General features: G+C 62.3%; 18 protein-coding genes and 1 pseudogene. 4 read left to right on the top strand and 15 right to left on the bottom strand.

The features are described 5' to 3' along the window. Window positions 1-10: 10 nt before the first annotated feature. The 3 genes and pseudogenes from NKI95_RS09805 to NKI95_RS09795 form a co-directional block, all read right to left on the bottom strand. Window positions 11-589, bottom strand: a pseudogene (locus NKI95_RS09805) (restriction endonuclease subunit S); the annotation flags it as partial. A gap of 24 nt (window positions 590-613) precedes the next feature. Continuing rightward, entirely contained in the window at window positions 614-1,207 is a 594-nt protein-coding gene (locus NKI95_RS09800) for a restriction endonuclease subunit S (protein WP_352716297.1), read from the bottom strand. After that, window positions 1,197-2,711: a type I restriction-modification system subunit M gene (locus tag NKI95_RS09795; RefSeq protein WP_352716295.1), complete on the bottom strand. Its 1,515-nt coding sequence runs from the start codon at window positions 2,709-2,711 to the stop codon at window positions 1,197-1,199. Before NKI95_RS09795 ends, NKI95_RS09800 begins: the two co-directional genes overlap by 11 nt. Before the next feature lie 183 nt (window positions 2,712-2,894). Between NKI95_RS09795 and NKI95_RS09790 the strand changes: the two genes are divergently transcribed. After that, window positions 2,895-3,128 (top strand): hypothetical protein, encoded by a 234-nt coding sequence (locus NKI95_RS09790; RefSeq protein ID WP_352716293.1) that lies wholly within the window; start codon window positions 2,895-2,897, stop codon window positions 3,126-3,128. Window positions 3,129-3,138: 10 nt separating this feature from the next. On the opposite strand, the gene NKI95_RS09785 is transcribed toward NKI95_RS09790, so the two are convergent. Together NKI95_RS09785 and NKI95_RS09780 are read right to left on the bottom strand one after the other, a co-directional pair. Beyond that, on the bottom strand, window positions 3,139-3,447 hold the full coding sequence (locus tag NKI95_RS09785; protein WP_352716410.1) for a hypothetical protein: 309 nt from the start codon (window positions 3,445-3,447) through the stop codon (window positions 3,139-3,141). A 72-nt stretch (window positions 3,448-3,519) separates the two neighbouring features. Beyond that, window positions 3,520-4,038: a metallophosphoesterase gene (locus tag NKI95_RS09780; RefSeq protein ID WP_352716291.1), complete on the bottom strand. Its 519-nt coding sequence runs from the start codon at window positions 4,036-4,038 to the stop codon at window positions 3,520-3,522. A 245-nt stretch (window positions 4,039-4,283) separates the two neighbouring features. On the opposite strand from NKI95_RS09780, the gene NKI95_RS09775 reads away from it, so the two are divergent. Beyond that, on the top strand, window positions 4,284-4,832 hold the full coding sequence (locus NKI95_RS09775; protein WP_352716290.1) for a DNA-3-methyladenine glycosylase: 549 nt from the start codon (window positions 4,284-4,286) through the stop codon (window positions 4,830-4,832). Window positions 4,833-4,864: 32 nt separating this feature from the next. On the opposite strand, the gene NKI95_RS09770 is transcribed toward NKI95_RS09775, so the two are convergent. Then, window positions 4,865-5,131, bottom strand: coding sequence for a DUF3606 domain-containing protein (locus NKI95_RS09770; RefSeq protein WP_352716288.1), 267 nt, complete (start codon window positions 5,129-5,131; stop codon window positions 4,865-4,867). Window positions 5,132-5,300: 169 nt separating this feature from the next. Between NKI95_RS09770 and NKI95_RS09765 the strand changes: the two genes are divergently transcribed. Both NKI95_RS09765 and NKI95_RS09760 read left to right on the top strand, forming a co-directional pair. Then, on the top strand, window positions 5,301-5,807 hold the full coding sequence (locus tag NKI95_RS09765; RefSeq protein WP_352716286.1) for an EF-hand domain-containing protein: 507 nt from the start codon (window positions 5,301-5,303) through the stop codon (window positions 5,805-5,807). A 147-nt stretch (window positions 5,808-5,954) separates the two neighbouring features. After that, window positions 5,955-6,296, top strand: a complete 342-nt coding sequence (locus tag NKI95_RS09760) for an antibiotic biosynthesis monooxygenase family protein (RefSeq protein ID WP_352716284.1) — start codon at window positions 5,955-5,957, stop codon at window positions 6,294-6,296. 31 nt (window positions 6,297-6,327) lie between these two features. Here NKI95_RS09760 and NKI95_RS09755 read toward each other — a convergent pair whose 3' ends face one another. The 9 genes from NKI95_RS09755 to NKI95_RS09715 all read right to left on the bottom strand — a co-directional run bounded on the left by NKI95_RS09755 (window position 6,328) and on the right by NKI95_RS09715 (window position 16,447). Beyond that, on the bottom strand, window positions 6,328-7,161 hold the full coding sequence (locus NKI95_RS09755) for an SMP-30/gluconolactonase/LRE family protein (protein ID WP_352716282.1): 834 nt from the start codon (window positions 7,159-7,161) through the stop codon (window positions 6,328-6,330). A gap of 14 nt (window positions 7,162-7,175) precedes the next feature. Next, entirely contained in the window at window positions 7,176-8,951 is a 1,776-nt protein-coding gene (locus NKI95_RS09750) for a CoA-transferase (protein WP_352716280.1), read from the bottom strand. Further along, complete coding sequence (locus NKI95_RS09745; protein WP_352716279.1) at window positions 8,948-9,733, bottom strand: enoyl-CoA hydratase/isomerase family protein; 786 nt, start codon at window positions 9,731-9,733, stop codon at window positions 8,948-8,950. The genes NKI95_RS09750 and NKI95_RS09745 overlap by 4 nt, the downstream gene beginning before the upstream one ends. 2 nt (window positions 9,734-9,735) lie before the next feature. Further along, window positions 9,736-10,941: a CaiB/BaiF CoA transferase family protein gene (locus NKI95_RS09740; RefSeq protein WP_352716277.1), complete on the bottom strand. Its 1,206-nt coding sequence runs from the start codon at window positions 10,939-10,941 to the stop codon at window positions 9,736-9,738. A gap of 17 nt (window positions 10,942-10,958) precedes the next feature. After that, window positions 10,959-11,744, bottom strand: a complete 786-nt coding sequence (locus NKI95_RS09735; RefSeq protein WP_352709131.1) for an SDR family NAD(P)-dependent oxidoreductase — start codon at window positions 11,742-11,744, stop codon at window positions 10,959-10,961. A gap of 1 nt (window position 11,745) precedes the next feature. Next, on the bottom strand, window positions 11,746-12,741 hold the full coding sequence (locus NKI95_RS09730; protein ID WP_352716275.1) for an ABC transporter permease: 996 nt from the start codon (window positions 12,739-12,741) through the stop codon (window positions 11,746-11,748). Between the two features lie 30 nt (window positions 12,742-12,771). Continuing rightward, window positions 12,772-14,304 (bottom strand): sugar ABC transporter ATP-binding protein, encoded by a 1,533-nt coding sequence (locus tag NKI95_RS09725; protein ID WP_352716274.1) that lies wholly within the window; start codon window positions 14,302-14,304, stop codon window positions 12,772-12,774. Continuing rightward, on the bottom strand, window positions 14,294-15,277 hold the full coding sequence (locus NKI95_RS09720) for an ABC transporter permease (RefSeq protein ID WP_352716272.1): 984 nt from the start codon (window positions 15,275-15,277) through the stop codon (window positions 14,294-14,296). The genes NKI95_RS09725 and NKI95_RS09720 overlap by 11 nt, the downstream gene beginning before the upstream one ends. Before the next feature lie 138 nt (window positions 15,278-15,415). Then, window positions 15,416-16,447 (bottom strand): sugar ABC transporter substrate-binding protein, encoded by a 1,032-nt coding sequence (locus tag NKI95_RS09715; RefSeq protein ID WP_352716270.1) that lies wholly within the window; start codon window positions 16,445-16,447, stop codon window positions 15,416-15,418. Window positions 16,448-16,455 lie beyond the last annotated feature (8 nt).

The raw sequence follows: 16,455 nt of genomic DNA, 5'->3' as shown, positions 1-16,455 counted from the left end.
CAAGGCTGGCTCATGGTCGAACTCTTCGCTTGCCGCTCAGAAGTTGCTGCATAAGAGCGCGTCTTTCATACCTCAAATTTTCAACCGAGCTTGCATGCGCCCGGGTTGCCATTTCAGCGTATTCCAAAGCTTCAGCAATCGCGGCCTGCTCCTTAAGAGATATCCAAGGGGTCTGAATTGCCCCGACGATCGTTGTATTGAGATTTTTCTGGGTACCCGGCTGCCCTCCGGCTGACAACTTTTCTGCTATAAATTGGAGAAAGAAATACAAAAACGAAGTGTCCAATGATTTATCGTGTTTTCTAAAAACGACGAAACCATCGTGAATGCAGACAGGTACTCCAACAAGACGCGGAACCCCTATGGTTGCACAGATGGACATTATAAGCTCGCCAGGGTCGACAGATACGCTCTTAGAAACGCCCGCGTCAGATAGGTATTGTTCCGTAGTTAAGAGCTTTGACGACTGAGCCGCAGTGACATCGCGTATGCGGACCCATCCACGACCTTTATCGGCAAACCATTTTGGATCATCGATAGGGCGAGGCGATGCTCCACGTCTTATTTCGTCAAGTTCACGTAGCGCCCGATACGTCCATTCCCGATCCTCAAATCACTTCAGCCGCCTCTTCCCCGTGAGCAGCTGTTGCATAAGGGAAAGCTTTTGCGCTTCGGCGTTGGTTAACAGCTTTTCGCTCGTCTCGATGGCCGCGTCCCAGGTCGAAAGGATTTCGGCGATCTTCTTCTGTTCATCTACCGGTGGCAAAATAAGTTTCAGCCGGTCGAATTCAGTCTGTCCAAGAGTCTTGTTCCTGCCCGCACCGCCCGGCGATGCAAGTCCAAGAAGGTATTTTCCGAGCGGAGTTCGAAAGAGATAATTGAGGAAGTCAACATCAGTTCGGCCTCGACGTGGTCGATACATAGGAAACCGATGAGATGCGACTTTGCCCTTATGCGAGGGGGCCGTTCGAGCGACGGCTTGCTCCCACGCAAAAACGATGTTCACGATAAAACAATCCGGCTCAACCCAGAACACCCGCTTGTCGCCGAGCTCAGCACCCGTAACGGGCTCCTTGTCAAAGATACCTTTGCCATGCGAGCGAATGCCTATCTGTTCATAGACAGCATTAGGATCGACCTCTACCGGATTTGATACCCGCTCCAATACATCGCCGATAGACTGTACCGCCCACCCCTCAGGCACCATAGCCGAGTTCCTTCAGATGTCCGTCCATTCTGGCCTCAAGCTCGTCCATCTCCGCCTTCAGCTTCAGACGTTCCGACCGCACCGCCATGAGGTCGATCTCTTTTTCTTTCTCGTAGGTGTCGACATACCGCGGAATGTTGAGATTGAAGTCGTTGTCGGCAATCTCTTTTGCCGTTGCCAGATGGGCGTACCCGTCCATTGAGACGCGTTCGTGGAAGGCGGCGAATATTTTCAGGAGCTGCTCGTCACCCAGTCGGTTCTGGTTCGTGCCTTCCTCGTAGTCGCGACTGGAGTCAATGAAGAGTACGGTGTCATCGGATTTCTTCTTACGGAAGATAAGGATCGCTGCGGGAATGCTGGTGCCGAAGAACAGTTTTTCGGGCAGGCCAATGACTGTATCCAGAAGGTTTTCCTCGATTAACTTGCGGCGGATTTCGCCCTCGCTCGATCCCCGGAACAGAACGCCATGCGGTACGACGACAGCCATGCGGCCCGTCTTCGGCTTCATGGTCTCGATCATGTGCAGGATGAAGGCGTAGTCGCCCTTGGTTTTCGGCGGCAGGCCCCTACGGAAGCGCCCGAAGCGATCGGCCGTGGCTTTTTCGGATCCCCATTTGTCGAGGCTGAAGGGCGGATTGGCAACCACGACATCGAAATGGCGCAGCCGGTCTTCCGCAGTGCGCAGCTTCGGGTTGCCGATGGTGTCGCCCCATTCGATCTGGTGGTTGGTTTCGCCATGCAGGAACATGTTCATCTTGGCCAGCGCCCAGGTCGAGCCGATCGCTTCCTGGCCATAGAGCGCGTATTTCCTGGAACCGGTGTGCCTGGTGATCTCCTGGCCGCATTTCATCAAAAGCGAGCCTGAGCCGCATGTGGGATCGCAGATGTCGTCGCCCTCCTGGGGCTCGACGAGTCGCGCCATCAATGTGGAGACTTCGGCCGGAGTATAGAACTCGCCCGCCTTCTTGCCAGCGGATGCCGCGAAGCGCGAGATGAGGTATTCGTAAGCGCCACCGATGATGTCGAGGCTACCGACCCGGCTCGGCCTGAGGTCGAGACTGTCCTTGGCGAAATCCTCCAGGAGCATGCGCAGGATATCGTTCTTCTGTTCCTCGTCACCCAGCTTGTTGGCGTTAAAGGAGATGTCCTGGAACACGTCGCGCAGCTTGTTGCCGTTCGCCTCTTCGATGGCATGGAGCGCCTTGTCGATGCGCTCGCCATTGCCGGCCTTGTGGCGGTCTCCATAGAGGTCATAGAAGCTCGCGCCCCTGGGCAACACGAACTGCTCGTTCTTCATCAGCGCTTCGATGAGGTCGGGATGGTCGCCGTGCTCCTTGCGGTAGGTCTCGTAGTGATCCTTCCATACATCGGAGATGTATTTCAGGAAAAGCATGGTGAGCACGTAGTCCTTGTAGACCGACGCGTCGACCGTGCCCCTGAAGGTGTCGCAGGCACCCCACGCCGCCTTGTTGATTTCCCCCTGTGTGACCTTGCCAGCCGCCATCATGTCCCCCGATCGAATCGGTGGAATACATCAGTCCAGCGCTGGCTTTGCAATCTCAAATGCGCCGCGAATTCTAGAGGACCGGGCCTCCTGGGAGAGGACAAAAATGAAGGTGTTTGCTAGTCTGGAACCCAATCCACCTCGAACGACTTCTTCGTGAGTTGATCTCAAAGGAGCGCCGCCGTGCCTGCACCGCCCGAAATGGATGTCGTCCTCGAACAACTGCCGTTGAGGATCGGCGCCTATGTCCCCGATGACTTGCTGGAGGACTGGTTTGCGCCGGGAACCGGCATGAACCCGGTCAGCAAGGAAGCGCTTGCCGCCGCCAAGAACTACGGTTGGCGCTTCGAATGCGAGTTCAAGCACTATCCCGAACGCAAGGAGGGCGTGTTCTGGAAGTGGGTACCGGCGATCTGACCGGCGCTTGTCAACCGATCGGCGTCATCACCTTGCCGGTTCCGCCGCATTCGGGGCAGGTGCGCCCGTCGATCATGCCTGACCCCGCACAGCGCCGGCAAATATTCTCGCCAGCGCCGGGAATGCCTGCCGGAACTTCGTCCGTGTTGGTCTGACCGACTTGCCGGGGTTTTCCAAGCAGCTTGTTTCTCAGCCGGGCGACCCAGCCTTCATCGACCTCGAGCGGTTTGCTGCTGTCGTCCGGCAGGCCTTCGCCGGATTGGCCGATGGTTTCATTGCGCGGCCGGTCGTTCGCGCCTGTCGTGATCTTCTGAGCCATTGCCGTTGCCTCTACGCTTTGCAATTTCGAACGCCTCAGCCCCACGGAGGTTCCGGTAGCGGCCAGCCGCCTTCAGCCGGGTTTTTTCCGAGCCGCCCTTCGGCCGCGGCTGGCGAGGATGGTGGTTAGCGTGACCGGACGAAAATCCCAGTTGTCGACGCCGACGTCATACTGACGCGTGACCGGGGTGAGCCTGCCGTGAGAATGGCCATGCAGGTCGATCGATTTCCTGCCGATCTGGTTCCAGGTGCGAAAAGGGTAGTGGCAAAGGATCAGCAGACTGCCGTCGAGCGTCAGCTCCTTGTAGTGTTGCGTGCTCGCCCAACCCGTGGCGCCGATGGTGGCCGCAGCATCGTTGTTGCCGATGATCAAATGCTTGCTGCCATGAAGAGACGACAGCAGCGACAACACGAATGCGGCCGATCCCCTGGCAAAATCGCCGAGATGCCAGACCTCGTCGTCCGGCCCGACAATCTCGTTCCAGAACGCAATGAGCGCCCGGTCATGTTCCGCCAGCGAGCCGAACGGACGGCGATCGATGCGCAGGATGCGCGGGTCGCTGAAATGCGTGTCGGCGGTGAAGTAGATCATGAGCACTCGCTGGGCCGATTGTCGAACAGCCGCGCATCTGGGCGCGTGGCGCACCAAGTCCATCTTGCTCTCCCCAATGCTTGCCCCAACCTGCCCGGTCGCCGGTTGTTCCTGGAAGGAACTGGTGGTTTATGCTCCGCTGAATATCGCACCCAGGTTCAGCGGCGCTGTGGCTGGACATTTTGCTTCCGGTCCGGGACCTTGTTGCCGCGCAACGTTCAGGCGTGACCGAGATCTGATGCACATTGACCACCAACCATCAATTCTTTGCCCGTGACGCCACCATCGTGGCGCGCGACATGATTGGCGCCACGCTGCTCTTGCACGGCGTTGGCGGCATCATCGTCGAGACCGAGGCCTACCGGCCTGATGACCCGGCTTCGCATGCTTTCGGTGGCAGGACGGTGCGCAATGGCGCCATGTTCGGCGCCCCGGGCAGCGCCTATGTCTATCGCTCCTATGGCCTGCACTGGTGCCTCAATGCCGTCTGCCTGCCCGGCAGTGCCGTGCTTATCCGCGCAATCGAACCGCAATCCGGGCTGGATATGATGCGGGCCAATCGCGGCGTTGACGATCCCCGGCTGCTTTGTTCGGGACCAGGTCGGCTTTGCCAGGCGCTGGCAATCGACAAATCCCATGACGGGCTGCCGCTGGACGTGCCGCCATTCGAATTCAGGCTGCCGGGCGACGCCAGCGCCATTCTTACAGGCCGCCGGATCGGCATTTCCAAGGCTGTCGATGCGGAGTGGCGGTTCGGCCTGCGCGGCTCGGATTATTTGAGCCGCAAGTTCTGACGCTGCGGCAGCGGCAGAGCAGCTGCCTGGCATCACTCGTCGGGTTTGCCGAGATGCATAGGCGTTCTCTGTTGGCGGGCTTCGCTGGTCACCTCGTCGGCTCCGGCAGGTGAAATCCCTCGCAACGCCTTCGCGGCTTCGATCAGGCGCCCGCGATCATTGCCGAAGCTCTTGATCAGCTGGCGGACCTGGTCGGCGGTGATGCCGTTCTGTTGGGCAAAATACTCGACCTCACGGTCGTCTTCCGCAGCAACGCGATCGCGGTCGCGGAAATCTCGCTTGCTCTTATCGTCAGCCATTTTTTCCTCCTGGTGGAGCTTCGCATCACTGGCAACGTGGGCAAGCGGCTTTCGTTGCCGCGACCAGGCGGACTTTTGCGCCGTCGTGCCGACTGACCAGGAACCATGAGGCGAGCAGCCGGTTTGGCTTGGATGCAGCAGCCACCAATTCATACCGATGGAGATTACGATGACGCTCGCAAGCAAAACCACTGTAATTGCAGGGGCGCTGGCTATGTTGGCCGCGCCGGCATTCGGCCAGACGAGCCCGCCCGCGGCGCCGGCGCCGGATCGTGGCACCGAACAGTCGCCCGCAGTGAACGGGCAGGATGCCATGCGCGATATGATGCGCCAGATGATGACCGAGATGCTGGAAGAGAGAATGCAAGAGGATCGCGCGCCCCGGACAGAACGGCGAGGTCGCGACCACTGGCATCGCGACTACAGGATGGGCCCGCCCCACCGAGATTGGGAGACGGGAGGCCGCGGTGGCATTGGACGCGGGATGCATGGCGCGAGGATGCGAATGATGTTCGCCATAGTAGATGCGGATGGCGACGGCGCGCTTTCTCAGAGCGAAGTCCAGGATTTCGTCGGGCGGATATTCAACGCCGTCGATGAGGACGGTGACGGCAGCGTCGACATGCAGGAAATCCGATCCTTCTTCCACGGAGCAGGCGCCGAGGATCAGGAGTAAGTCTCCTGCCGGTTGGCAGGAGGCCTGTCGGCCGGGGAGGATGAAAAGCGCTGGCAACGGGATACCAGGCTGCCAGCCAGGGGATACGTGCCTTGGCTGGCCTTGGAACGCCCGCGGACCAATCAGACCAGCAAGGATTCGTTGGCCATGACAGAGAGAACTACCGAGAAAATCCCAACCATCGCTCGTATCTGGCGCGGCAGAACCGTGCCTGAAAAGGCGGATGCGTACGAGAGTTACAATTACGAGGCCGGCATCAAGCCGCTGATCCAGAAGGCACTGGGCGTGCAGACCTTTCGCGAGGACACGCCGACCCATTCGGAATTCGTGACGATTTCCTATTGGGAAAACATCGAGGCGATGGCGGCGTTCACCGGCGGCGATCCGACAAAAATCCACCATCTGGAGCGGGACGAAGAGTTCCTGATCGAGCTGCCGTCGAGGGTGCAGGTGTTGCGCATCCGCTCCAGTCACGGCCAGCTCCGATAGCCCTGGCGACCGCCGCCCGGTTCGGCCCGATCTAGGAAATCGCCCTCAAGTCGATCTCGGTGATGTGCCAGCGGCCGAGATTTGCGGTGTAGAGCTTGTCGCCCTTGAAGGCGATGTTGGTGGGATGGGCGAGCGTCGTTGCCGCCGGATCCTCGATCAGCACCTCGAGCCCGCTATCTTTTCGCCAACGATAGATGCGGCTCGGCTCGTAGCATGAGATGAACAGCGAACCGTCCGGCGCGAAGGCGACGCCATCTGGAACGTTGTTCACGCCGTCCACGACAAGCTGGCGAGGTCCTGCCGTGCCGTCGGCACGGATCGGCACATAGTTGACGCAGGCCGCATGGCTTTCCACGACGTAAAGCCCATTCCCACCCGGCGCCATCGCCATGCCGTTGGCGAAGGCCATGGCCTCGCTGCACCACAGGCCGCCTTCGCCGGTCTTCAAATCATAGCGGAAGATGCCGGAGCGGTTGTCTTCGCCTACGCTGTCGGAAACGTAGAGCCAGCCGCGCGCCTCGTCGATCACGGGATAGTTCGGCACGCGAATGCCGGCCGAAGCGAAGCGCGTCATATCAGCCGTCGCGGCATTCCAGCGAAAGATCGCCGAATGTCTCAAATCGCAGGCAAAACAGTTTCCCGCGCTATCGAAGGCTATACCGAGCAGAAAGCCATCCGTGCCGCCCATGCGTTCGACCGAGCTGCCATCGGCGGCGAGGCGCAGCAGGTCGCCGGTTTCGGTGCCGCACCAGATCGAGCCGTCGCGATGGATGGCCACGCCTTCCGGATGGGCGACGCGCGGGCTGGTGAAGATGCCATCGAAGAAGACCTTCGCGGCCGACATTTCGAGCAACGGCTTTGCCATGCGCCGCCCCCTCTTCAGCCTGTTGCGGTATGCGACCGCTGCGCGGCAATACAGCGCTCGACCATCAGCCGGTCGGCCGCCAGGATCTCGGCGATCAGCGCGCCACGCTCCTTGGCGCTGACGAATTCGAGGCGCCGCAGGCCGAGCGGGTCGATGCGGTTTCGCAGGATGTCGAGCGTCTCGTTCGAGGGCAGCGCAACCTCGCGGCAATCGGCATCGAATGTCAGGGCAAAGCCGGTGGCATCCTGGACCTGCTGGCGCGTCACGCCCGGCATGGTCTCGACGACGACCAATTGCCGGCTCTCCTGGTCGAGCCGAAACACGCAAAGGTCCGTGAACACCAATGCCGCGCCGGTCCGATAGCCCATCGGCTCGCGCTCGGCCTCAGTCAGCAGGCCGCGCGCCGAGCTGGCGATCTCGACCGTCTCGACCAGCGACTGAACGGAATGGCGGGGGACGTAGAGCAGATAATCGCGGTGCATGTTGGCGACATCGGCCATGCCGCCTTGCCCGGGCAGCCGGATGAGGCTGCCGTCGCGCTTGCGCAGCGCAATGGTGTTGACGCGCCGGCCTCGATCGACCTGCGCGGCACCGACGATCTCATGCGTCACCGCGCCGGCCTGGTAGTAGGTCGAATAGGTGTCATCGCCGCCGGCATGCGCCACCGCCGTCTCGCAATCGAGGCTTTCGATCAGCGACAGGATCATCGGGCTCGGCGCTATGTCGAGATGGCCGCAACTCATGGTGGCGATGATCATGTCCGGCGCGTGCGTCGCTTTGGCCAGCCGGTAGGCGACATTGGCCAGCGGCGACACCGCGCCGGCACTGGCAAAGCTCTCATTGTCGAGCTCAGCGGCGATGCGGGCGGCGATGATCTCGTCGATGGACGCCTCCTTTTCGCCGTGCACGAGCCCGGGCATTGCGAGGACTGTTTCAGCGCGGACTTTTGCAGCGTCTTGAACCCGCTCCGGCACGCCTTCCGAAGGCATACTCAGGCTGTCCGACAAAGGTATTTCCTTGGCCGCGAACGCCCCCGCCAACGCTTGATAATCCGTCACATAGAATGGCAGGCAGGAGGCGGGATAGGCACCGCCTGGCGCCAGGGCGATCGCCGACACCTGATTGCGGGTCAAAATGCTCTGCCGGCCATCATACCGCAGCGCTCCGACCGGGACGATTTCCTCAACCGTGACCAGCACCTGGCGCGCCGCGCCGGCCATGGCGAAATCCAGCGCTCGTGGCCCGATGATCTGGACATTGCCGCTCTCGTCGGCACGCTGGGCATGGACGACGAACGTATCGAGCCGCAAGGCCGGGATGATCCCGGTCGTGATTCCCGCGATCGGATCGGGCACGGCGATCGCGCCGGGCACGCGCGCCAGCATGTCCGAACCCTCCGGAAGCTGAAACGGCATCGACGGCAGGTTCTGCTGCGCGGCCCGCAACGCCTGGATCATGGCCAGCGCCGTCCAGTCGCGGACCGGCACGGCATTGGTCTCGGCAGCCGCGCGGAAGCGCGGCGGCAAGCCAAAAATATCGAGGCTGGAAAAGCAGATATCGACCTCCGCCACGGCATTCGCTTCGAGAAGCAGTTCGAGTGGCAGGCCGCCGGCCCAGCAGACATAGCGAAGGTGCTTGACGCCCGAGCGGGCGATGGCCCGCAACAAGGCGATCGGCAGCCGGGCAAAATGATGGCCACCGACACCGAAGACGTCGCCGCCGCCGACCATCGCAGCCAGGCCCTCGACGTCGGTGAAGCGCGGCCGGTTCGGCTTGACCAGGGACGTCATTTCGCAGCCTTCGGCCGCGCCGCGCTCTTTTCAGCAAATTCCTTGACGCGACGCTGGCCGAGCTCGCTGCGGTAGAGGCCACCCAGGGCATCGCGCTCCATGGCAAGGCCGCCGGCCAGATCGCCCGACACGGCATGCGCTGTCAGCGCTTTTAGCCCCTCGATCGCTGCGGCTGGTTCGGCGGCGATCATCTCGGCGAGTTCCAGCGCCCGCGGCATCAGCCTTTCGGCATCGACGATCTCGTTGACCAGCCCGGCGCCGACGAACTCGGAAGCCGGCACTATGGCGCCGGTCATCAGCAGCAGATTGGCGCGGTTGCGGCCGAGCTTCTGGACGCTGCGCTGCGTGCCGCCGCCGCCGGGGATCAGCCCGAGCTTGATCTCGGGCAGGCCGAGCTTCGCGAACTGGTTGGCGATGACGAGGTCGCAGCACAGCACCAGCTCCATGCCGCCGCCGAGCGCAAAGCCGTTGACCGCCGCGATGACCGGCTTGCGGTTCTGCTCGATAGCCGCATACATGCGCGTGCCGGCGGCCTGGAAGGCGTCGAACTCGATAGCTGTCTGGGCGGCGTATTCCTTGATGTCGGCGCCGGCCATGAAGCCGCGCCCCTCGCCGGTCACCACGATCGCGCCGACCCCGTCATCCCGCGACAGCGCCTCGAAAACTTCGGTGATCTCGCTTTGCATCAGCCGGTTCATGGCGTTGAGCTGATCGGCGCGCCGGAAGGTGACTACTGCGACGCGCCCGGATATTTCCAAGGTGAGTGTCTGGTAAACGCTCATCGTCAGGCAGCATCCACGGTCATGTCGCCGGACGCCTCAAGTGCTGCAATCTCGCCGCTGGAGAGGCCGAACTCGGCCAGTATCTCGCGGCCATGCTGGCCGACCAGCGGCGCCGGCCGCTCTATGGTAGCCGGCGTCTCGCTCATCTTGACCGCCGGTGCGACCACCCTGACCTTGCCACCGCGCGGATGATCGTAGCTGGTGATCATGCCCAGGTGCCTGACCTGCGGATCCTCGGCCGCGCGGCGGATGTCTTTCACCTCGGCACACCAGATGTCGGCTGCGAGCAGCCGCGCCAGCAGCTCCTGCGTGGCAAACTTCCTGGTCTCGGCGTTGACCTTGTCGAACACCTCGTCGCGCTTGTCGAACAGCGTCTTCAGATCGTCGTAGACAGCAAGCTGCGGCGCCTCCAGCACTTCATACAGCGTCTTGAACGGGCTCATGGCGATCGACACATAGCCGCCGTCCTTCGCTTCGTAGATACCGAACGGCGCCTGCATGCCGGGGTGGCCGATGCCGGAATTCGGGCGCACGAAATCCTCGCCGAGATTGAGCACCGCGACATATTCCTGATTGAGATGCGCCAGCATGCCGGCGAGCAGATTGACCTCGATCTTCTGGCCCTTGCCGGTCTTCTCGCGATAGTAGAGCGCCGACAGGATGCCGTAGACCATGTTCATGGCGCCGATCTGGTCGGCCAGGCCGGCGCCGGCCGGAACAGGAGCCTGATCGCCGCGGCCGGTGTTGGAAATCAGCCCGGACAGTCCCTGGATCAGCATGTCCTGGCCGGGGCGTTCGACATAGGGGCCTTCCTCGCCATAGCCGGAGCCCGAGCAATAGATGATGCCGGGATTGACCGCCCTGAAATCCTCGTAGCCATAGCCGAGCCTGGCGAGCACGCCAGGGCGGAAATTCTGCACCACCACATCCGCCTTCTTGGCCATGTCCATGATGATGGCATGCACCTTGCGGCTTTTCAGGTTGAGCGCGATGGAGCGCTTGTTGCGGTTCCAGGCTAGAAAGTTCGGGCTTTCGGAGCCGCCGACCCATTTGGCGAAGAAGGTCATGCCGCGGAACATGTCGCCGGCGCCGGCACGCTCGATCTTGATGATGTCGGCGCCCATGTCGCCGAGCAGCTGCGTGGCGAACGGCCCTTGCAGCAGATGGCTGAAATCGAGAATGCGGACGCCTTCGAGGGCCTTGTTCATTTTTGTCTCGTTGGTTGTCAAAGCAGGTCGGGTACGTAGCGGGGTGCCGCGGTGAGGCCGCCATCGACGCGCAGGTCGGTGCCGGTGGTGAAGCCGGCAGCGTCGGAGGCGAGATAGACGGCGGCTTCGGCCACTTCGGACGGTTTGCCGATGCGGCCGAGCGGATGCATCTTTACCCAGGCCTTGGCGAGGTTGCCACCGATCTCCTTGACCAATTTGTCGTTCATCGGCGTGTTGATGGTGCCGGGCGAGATCGAGTTGACGCGAATGTTGAGCGGACCGAACTCGACCGCCATCTGGCGCGTCATTGCCATCACCGCGCCCTTGGCGCCGGCATAGGCGGTCCAGCCGTCAAGCCCGATATGCCCTTGTGCCGAGGCCATGTTGATGATCGAGCCGGATTTCTGCGCGATCATATGCGGCAGCGCATATTTGCAGCCGCGGAACACGCTGGTCAGGTTGACCGCGATCAGCCGGTGCCACTGCTCGTCGGTCATTTCGTGAACCGGCATGCCGCCGATGGCGATGGCGGCATTGTTGACGAGAATGTCGAGATGGCCGGTCTTGCCGACCGCGCCGTCTATCAGGGCGGCGATGTCGGCCTCCTCCGCCACGTCGCAGTGGATGTAGTCGGCGCGGTGGCCGGCGGCGCGCAGCTCGGCTGCGAAGTTTTCGCCCTTCTCGTCGGCGATGTCGCCGAGGAAGACGTGCGCGCCTTCCCTTGCCATCGCCTCGCTGATCGCGTGGCCGATGCCGTCGGCGGCGCCGGTGACGATTGCGGTTTTCCCTTTGAGACGATCCATATCAGCCTCCAATGGCGCGCCGGCGCTTTGCTTCGTCGAAGGCGACGGCGGCAATGATGATCATGCCGGTGATGACCAGTTGCCACTCGGTCGGCAGGCCGAGACCACGCAGCCCGTTGGAGAGGAACTGCAGGATCAGCACGCCGAGCGCCATGCCGGTCAGGCTGCCGATGCCGCCGGCAAGGCTCACGCCGCCGAGCACGGTGGCGGCGACGACCTGGAACTCGAAATTCAGCCCGGCCGTATGCTGCGCCGAGCCGACACGGGCGGCCAGAATGATGCCTGCGACCGTTGCCAGCAGCGCGCTGATGATGAAGCAGATGAACTTGACGCGGCGCACGTCGTAACCCGCCAGCCGTGCCACTTCCGGATTGCCGCCGACGGCATAGATCTGCCGTCCGAACGGCCGGTGCTGCATCATGTAGGCGAAGACGACGAGCAGGACGATGGCGATGACCGCCGAATAGGGAACGACATTGAACAGGCGGCCGTCCGACAGCGCGATGAAGCTGTCGAGCGCAGCATCGTCGGGGATAGCGCGCTGGCCGGTGTAGAGGTAGACACCGCCGCGCATGATGAACATCGTGCCCAGGGTCACGATCAGCGAGTTGATGCCGGCATAGGCCGTCAGATAGCCGTTCACAACGCCGATGATCAGCCCGAACAGCAGCGCACCACTGATGCCGAGCACAAGCGAGTTGGTGTCGTTCATGATGATGATCAGCGGCAGCGCGATCGTCGCCAGCAGCGAGCCGATCGAGATGTCGACCTCGCCGGAGATGAAGACGATGGCGCAGCCGATGCCGGCGGTCAGCGCCAGCGAAGCCTGACCGAGCACATTGGTGATGTTGCGCACCGAGAAGAAATTCTCGGCGGTGAAGGAAAAGAACGCGATCACCAGGATGAGGCAGAGGAGCAGCGCCAGTTCCTGCCGCGCCAGCAACCGCGCCAGCATGGACGGCGCGGCTTCGATGGACCGGGTGCCTGCAAGGCTCATTACTTGCTCCCTTTGCGAAGTGCCATCATCTTATCCGATCGCCGCATTGAGGATGTTCTCCTGCGTGGCCTCGTCGCGAGGCATGATCGCGGTGAGGCGGCCTTCGCACATCACCGCGATGCGGTCTGCAAGCCCCAGCAGTTCGGGCATTTCGGACGTCATCATGACGACCGCCAGGCCTTCGCCTGCGAGCCGGTCGATGAGCGCGAAAATCTCCGACTTGGCGCCGACGTCGATGCCGCGGGTCGGTTCGTCGACGACGATCACCTTGAGACCGCGCATCAGCCAGCGCGAGATCAGCACCTTCTGCTGATTGCCGCCGGACAGGTTCTTGACCTGCTGGAACAGGCTGGGCGTCCGGATACGGAAACGGTCGACATAGTCCTGCACCGCCTTGCGTTCGCTGGCCTTGTCGACGAAGCCCATTCTGGCGAAGGCACCGAGCGAAGCGAGACTGGCGTTCTGGTAGACCGGCAGCTCGCCCATTAGCCCTTCGCTCTTGCGATCCTCGGTGAGCAGCCCGATGCCGAGCTGGACGCCGGTGTGCGTGTCGTGCGGCAGCAGTCGGCTGCCATCGACCGAAATGGCGCCGGAAGTGATCGGGTCGTAACCGACGATGGCCTTGGCGAGCTCGGTCCGGCCTGCCCCCATCAGGCCGAAGAAGCCGAGAACCTCGCCGGCATGCGCCTCGAACGACACATCCTTCAGCTTTTTGGCGGTGCTGAGCCCTTCAACGGAGAGCGCGACCTTGCTGCCCGGCGCGCCGCGCTTGCGCGGGAACAGGTTTTCGATGCGCCGGCCGATCATGTCCTGGATCAGCGTATCGTTGGTGTGCTCGCCGATCGGCCTGGTCGAGACGTGGCGGCCGTCGCGCAGCACGGTCACCGTGTCGGCGATCTCGAAGACCTCGTCGAGCTTGTGGCTGACATAGAGCACGGCTATGCCGAGCGCGGCCAGCCGGCGAATGACGGTGAACAGCAGCGAGACCTCGTTCGGCGTCAGCGAGGAGGTCGGCTCGTCCATCACGACGACGCCTGCTTCATGGGCGAGTGCGCGGGCGATCTCGACCATTTGCTGCTGGCTGACCGGCAGCGATCCCGTGCGTGCCGCCGGGTCGACGTTGAAGCCGATGCGCTTGAACAGAGCGGCCGCATCGGCACGGATCTTCTTCCAGTCGATCGAGCCGCCCTTGCCGGTCGGATAGCCTTCGAGGAAGATGTTTTCGGCGACGCTGAATTCGGCGATCAGCGCGATCTCCTGGAACACCACCTTGATGCCCTCTTTCAGGCTGTCGCGCGGCGACTTGATGTCGGCCTCGCGGCCGCGCAGGCGGATGGTGCCGGCATCCTTGCCGTAGACCCCGGCCATGATCTTGATCAGCGTCGACTTGCCGGCGCCGTTCTCGCCCATCAGGGCGTGGATTTTGCCGGGTTCCAGGGTCAGGTCGACATTGTCCAGCGCCACCACGCCGGGAAAGCGCTTGCCGATGCCGCGCATCTCCAGCGCCGGCACGCTTCTGTCGACAGCCACGGTTTCGCCGGGGTGGAGGAAATCAACCGACATTGGCTCTGTTCCGCACGATGTCGAGATAGGTCGCCAGGATGATGACGATTCCCGGCACCACCATCTGCAGATCCTGGTTCCAGCCGAGGATGATGATGCCGTTGTCGATGACCTTCAGCACCAGCACTCCAAGCAATGTGCCGAGCAGCGAGCCGCGGCCGCCAAGCAGGCTGGTGCCGCCGAGGATGACCGCGGCAATCACCGTCAGCTCGAAGCCGCGGCCGGCGGTCGGCTGGCCGGCATTCATCAGCGACGACAGGATCATGCCGGCAATGCCGACGCAAAGGCCGGTGACGACGAAGGCGAAGAGTTTCAAGCGTTGCGAGCGCACGCCGGAGAGGCGAACCGCGCGCTCATTGGCGCCGACCGCGTAGAGATAGCGGCCGAGCGTGGTGAAGCGTAGCGTTGCCGCGGCCAGCGCGAAAATCAGCGCGGCAATGACTACGGGCAGCGGGATCGCGCCGATATAGCCAGCGCCGAGATCGGTGAAACTTGCAAGCCGGTGGTGGTTCTGCACCGCTTCACGCGTGAACAGATAGACGCCGCCCTGCAGCATCATCATGGTGCCGATGGTGGCGATCAGCGAGTTCACCTTGAGCCTGGTGACAACCAGGCCGTTGAACAGGCCGACCGCACCGGAAAAGGCGAGCGCCGCCAGCAGGCCGAGCGTCAGGCTGTGCGTTGAATTGAGCACGGCCATGCCGATGCAGCCGACAAACGCCAGCGATGCACCGACCGACAGGTCGACCTCCGCGGTGATGATCAGCATCGTCATGCCCGAGGCGACGATCAGCACCAGCGCGCATTGGCGCAGGATGGCGATGATATTGGCCTCGGAGTAGAATTGCGGCGCCGCAATCGAAATGGCGATGCAGAGCACGGCCAGGATCACGCCGAGCACCAGCTGGCTGCTGCCCAGCAGCTGGCCGCCGATGAAACGCCTTGGCGCGGAGAATTGCGTAAGCTCGCTCATGTCCATTTCATTTTCGGGCAGCACCGGGTGCCGTCGCCGTTTGGAACTTGCCGGCCAAAACAGGGCGGTTGACCTGTTTTGCCGTCTGCATCCGGTCCGATGCCCTTCCCGCCGTGCGGGAAGGGCTACCCGGTATCCTTACTTCTTCAGGTCAGCCGAGGTTTTCATGCACTTTTCCGGCGGCTGGAGCGCATTGACGGCATCCCATTTGATCGTTCGTGTGGTGCCGTCGTACTCGTAGAACTTCTTCCAGTCGTCGCCGTTCATCGGCGCGGTCGGGCTGACGATGTGTTCCGGCACCTCTTCGCCGTTGAAGAGCTTAACCGCTGCATCGATGGCGGTGTAGCCTTCCTTTTCCGGGAACATCGCGGCTTCGATGCGGTAGGACGGCTCGTTCTGCATCGCATTGATGAAGGCGAGGCCTTCGCCGCCGGTGCCGACCGTCAACAGGCCGTCCTGCGATTTGCCGGCTGCTTTCCAGGCCTGAAGGCCGCCGAGCGACGAGGAATCGTTGATGCCGTAGATGATGTTGATGTCGGCGTTCTTGGCAAGTGCCGCCGAAGAGACCTCGAGCGCGCGATCGGGATTGCCGCCGCCGTCGAGGTCGTGGACCATGACCGCGTCGGGGATGATGGTCTTCAGGCCGTCCATGAAACCCTGCGACCGCAGCACCGTGGCGGACAGCAGCGGCAGGCCGACATTCATCACCTTGGCTTTGCCTTCGAGCTTCTCCTTGGCGTATTTGCCGGCTTCAACGCCGGCGGTGTAGCCGGTGTCGTAGTCGCAGATCGCGACCATTGTGGTCATGCCCTTGACCGGATTGCCTTCGAGCACGACCGGAACGTTGTTGGATTTCGCCTGGCGCAGCAGCGGCACCACGCCCTCCTCGTTGACGGGCGTGACAATCAGCACGTCGACGCCCTTGGCCATGAAGTCTTCGGCGGCGGAAACCTCCTTGGCGATGTCGAGATTGGCGTCCTGCACCTCGAGCTCGATGCCGAGTTCCTTGGCGCGGGCCTGCATGCCCTTGATGACGTTCTGATACCACTCGTGCGTGGCATAATTGGTGACGTAGCCGATGCGCTTAGGCATGTTTTCGGCGTGTGCCGCGGCGGCGCTCAGAGCCAGCGCGGCCGCCGAGGCAAACAGCTTCGATTTGGACCAGTTCATGTTTCTTC

It is taken from the genome of Mesorhizobium sp. M0306 (assembly GCF_040321655.1).
GTDB lineage: Bacteria > Pseudomonadota > Alphaproteobacteria > Rhizobiales > Rhizobiaceae > Mesorhizobium.
Note: the sequence above shows the minus strand (reverse complement) of the source record. Positions and strands in the feature narration are given on the sequence as shown.

Coding starts and splice junctions, on each gene's coding strand:
- NKI95_RS09725 (WP_352716274.1), bottom strand. CDS start 14,304: ATGTCGGTTGATTTCCTCCACCCCGGCGAAACCGTGGCTGTCGACAGA.
- NKI95_RS09780 (WP_352716291.1), bottom strand. CDS start 4,038: ATGATCTACTTCACCGCCGACACGCATTTCAGCGACCCGCGCATCCTG.
- NKI95_RS09760 (WP_352716284.1), top strand. CDS start 5,955: ATGACAGAGAGAACTACCGAGAAAATCCCAACCATCGCTCGTATCTGG.
- NKI95_RS09740 (WP_352716277.1), bottom strand. CDS start 10,941: ATGAACAAGGCCCTCGAAGGCGTCCGCATTCTCGATTTCAGCCATCTG.
- NKI95_RS09720 (WP_352716272.1), bottom strand. CDS start 15,277: ATGAGCGAGCTTACGCAATTCTCCGCGCCAAGGCGTTTCATCGGCGGC.
- NKI95_RS09745 (WP_352716279.1), bottom strand. CDS start 9,733: ATGAGCGTTTACCAGACACTCACCTTGGAAATATCCGGGCGCGTCGCA.
- NKI95_RS09750 (WP_352716280.1), bottom strand. CDS start 8,951: ATGACGTCCCTGGTCAAGCCGAACCGGCCGCGCTTCACCGACGTCGAG.
- NKI95_RS09765 (WP_352716286.1), top strand. CDS start 5,301: ATGACGCTCGCAAGCAAAACCACTGTAATTGCAGGGGCGCTGGCTATG.
- NKI95_RS09730 (WP_352716275.1), bottom strand. CDS start 12,741: ATGAGCCTTGCAGGCACCCGGTCCATCGAAGCCGCGCCGTCCATGCTG.
- NKI95_RS09785 (WP_352716410.1), bottom strand. CDS start 3,447: ATGGCTCAGAAGATCACGACAGGCGCGAACGACCGGCCGCGCAATGAA.
- NKI95_RS09800 (WP_352716297.1), bottom strand. CDS start 1,207: ATGGTGCCTGAGGGGTGGGCGGTACAGTCTATCGGCGATGTATTGGAG.
- NKI95_RS09795 (WP_352716295.1), bottom strand. CDS start 2,711: ATGGCGGCTGGCAAGGTCACACAGGGGGAAATCAACAAGGCGGCGTGG.
- NKI95_RS09715 (WP_352716270.1), bottom strand. CDS start 16,447: ATGAACTGGTCCAAATCGAAGCTGTTTGCCTCGGCGGCCGCGCTGGCT.
- NKI95_RS09770 (WP_352716288.1), bottom strand. CDS start 5,131: ATGGCTGACGATAAGAGCAAGCGAGATTTCCGCGACCGCGATCGCGTT.
- NKI95_RS09755 (WP_352716282.1), bottom strand. CDS start 7,161: ATGGCAAAGCCGTTGCTCGAAATGTCGGCCGCGAAGGTCTTCTTCGAT.
- NKI95_RS09735 (WP_352709131.1), bottom strand. CDS start 11,744: ATGGATCGTCTCAAAGGGAAAACCGCAATCGTCACCGGCGCCGCCGAC.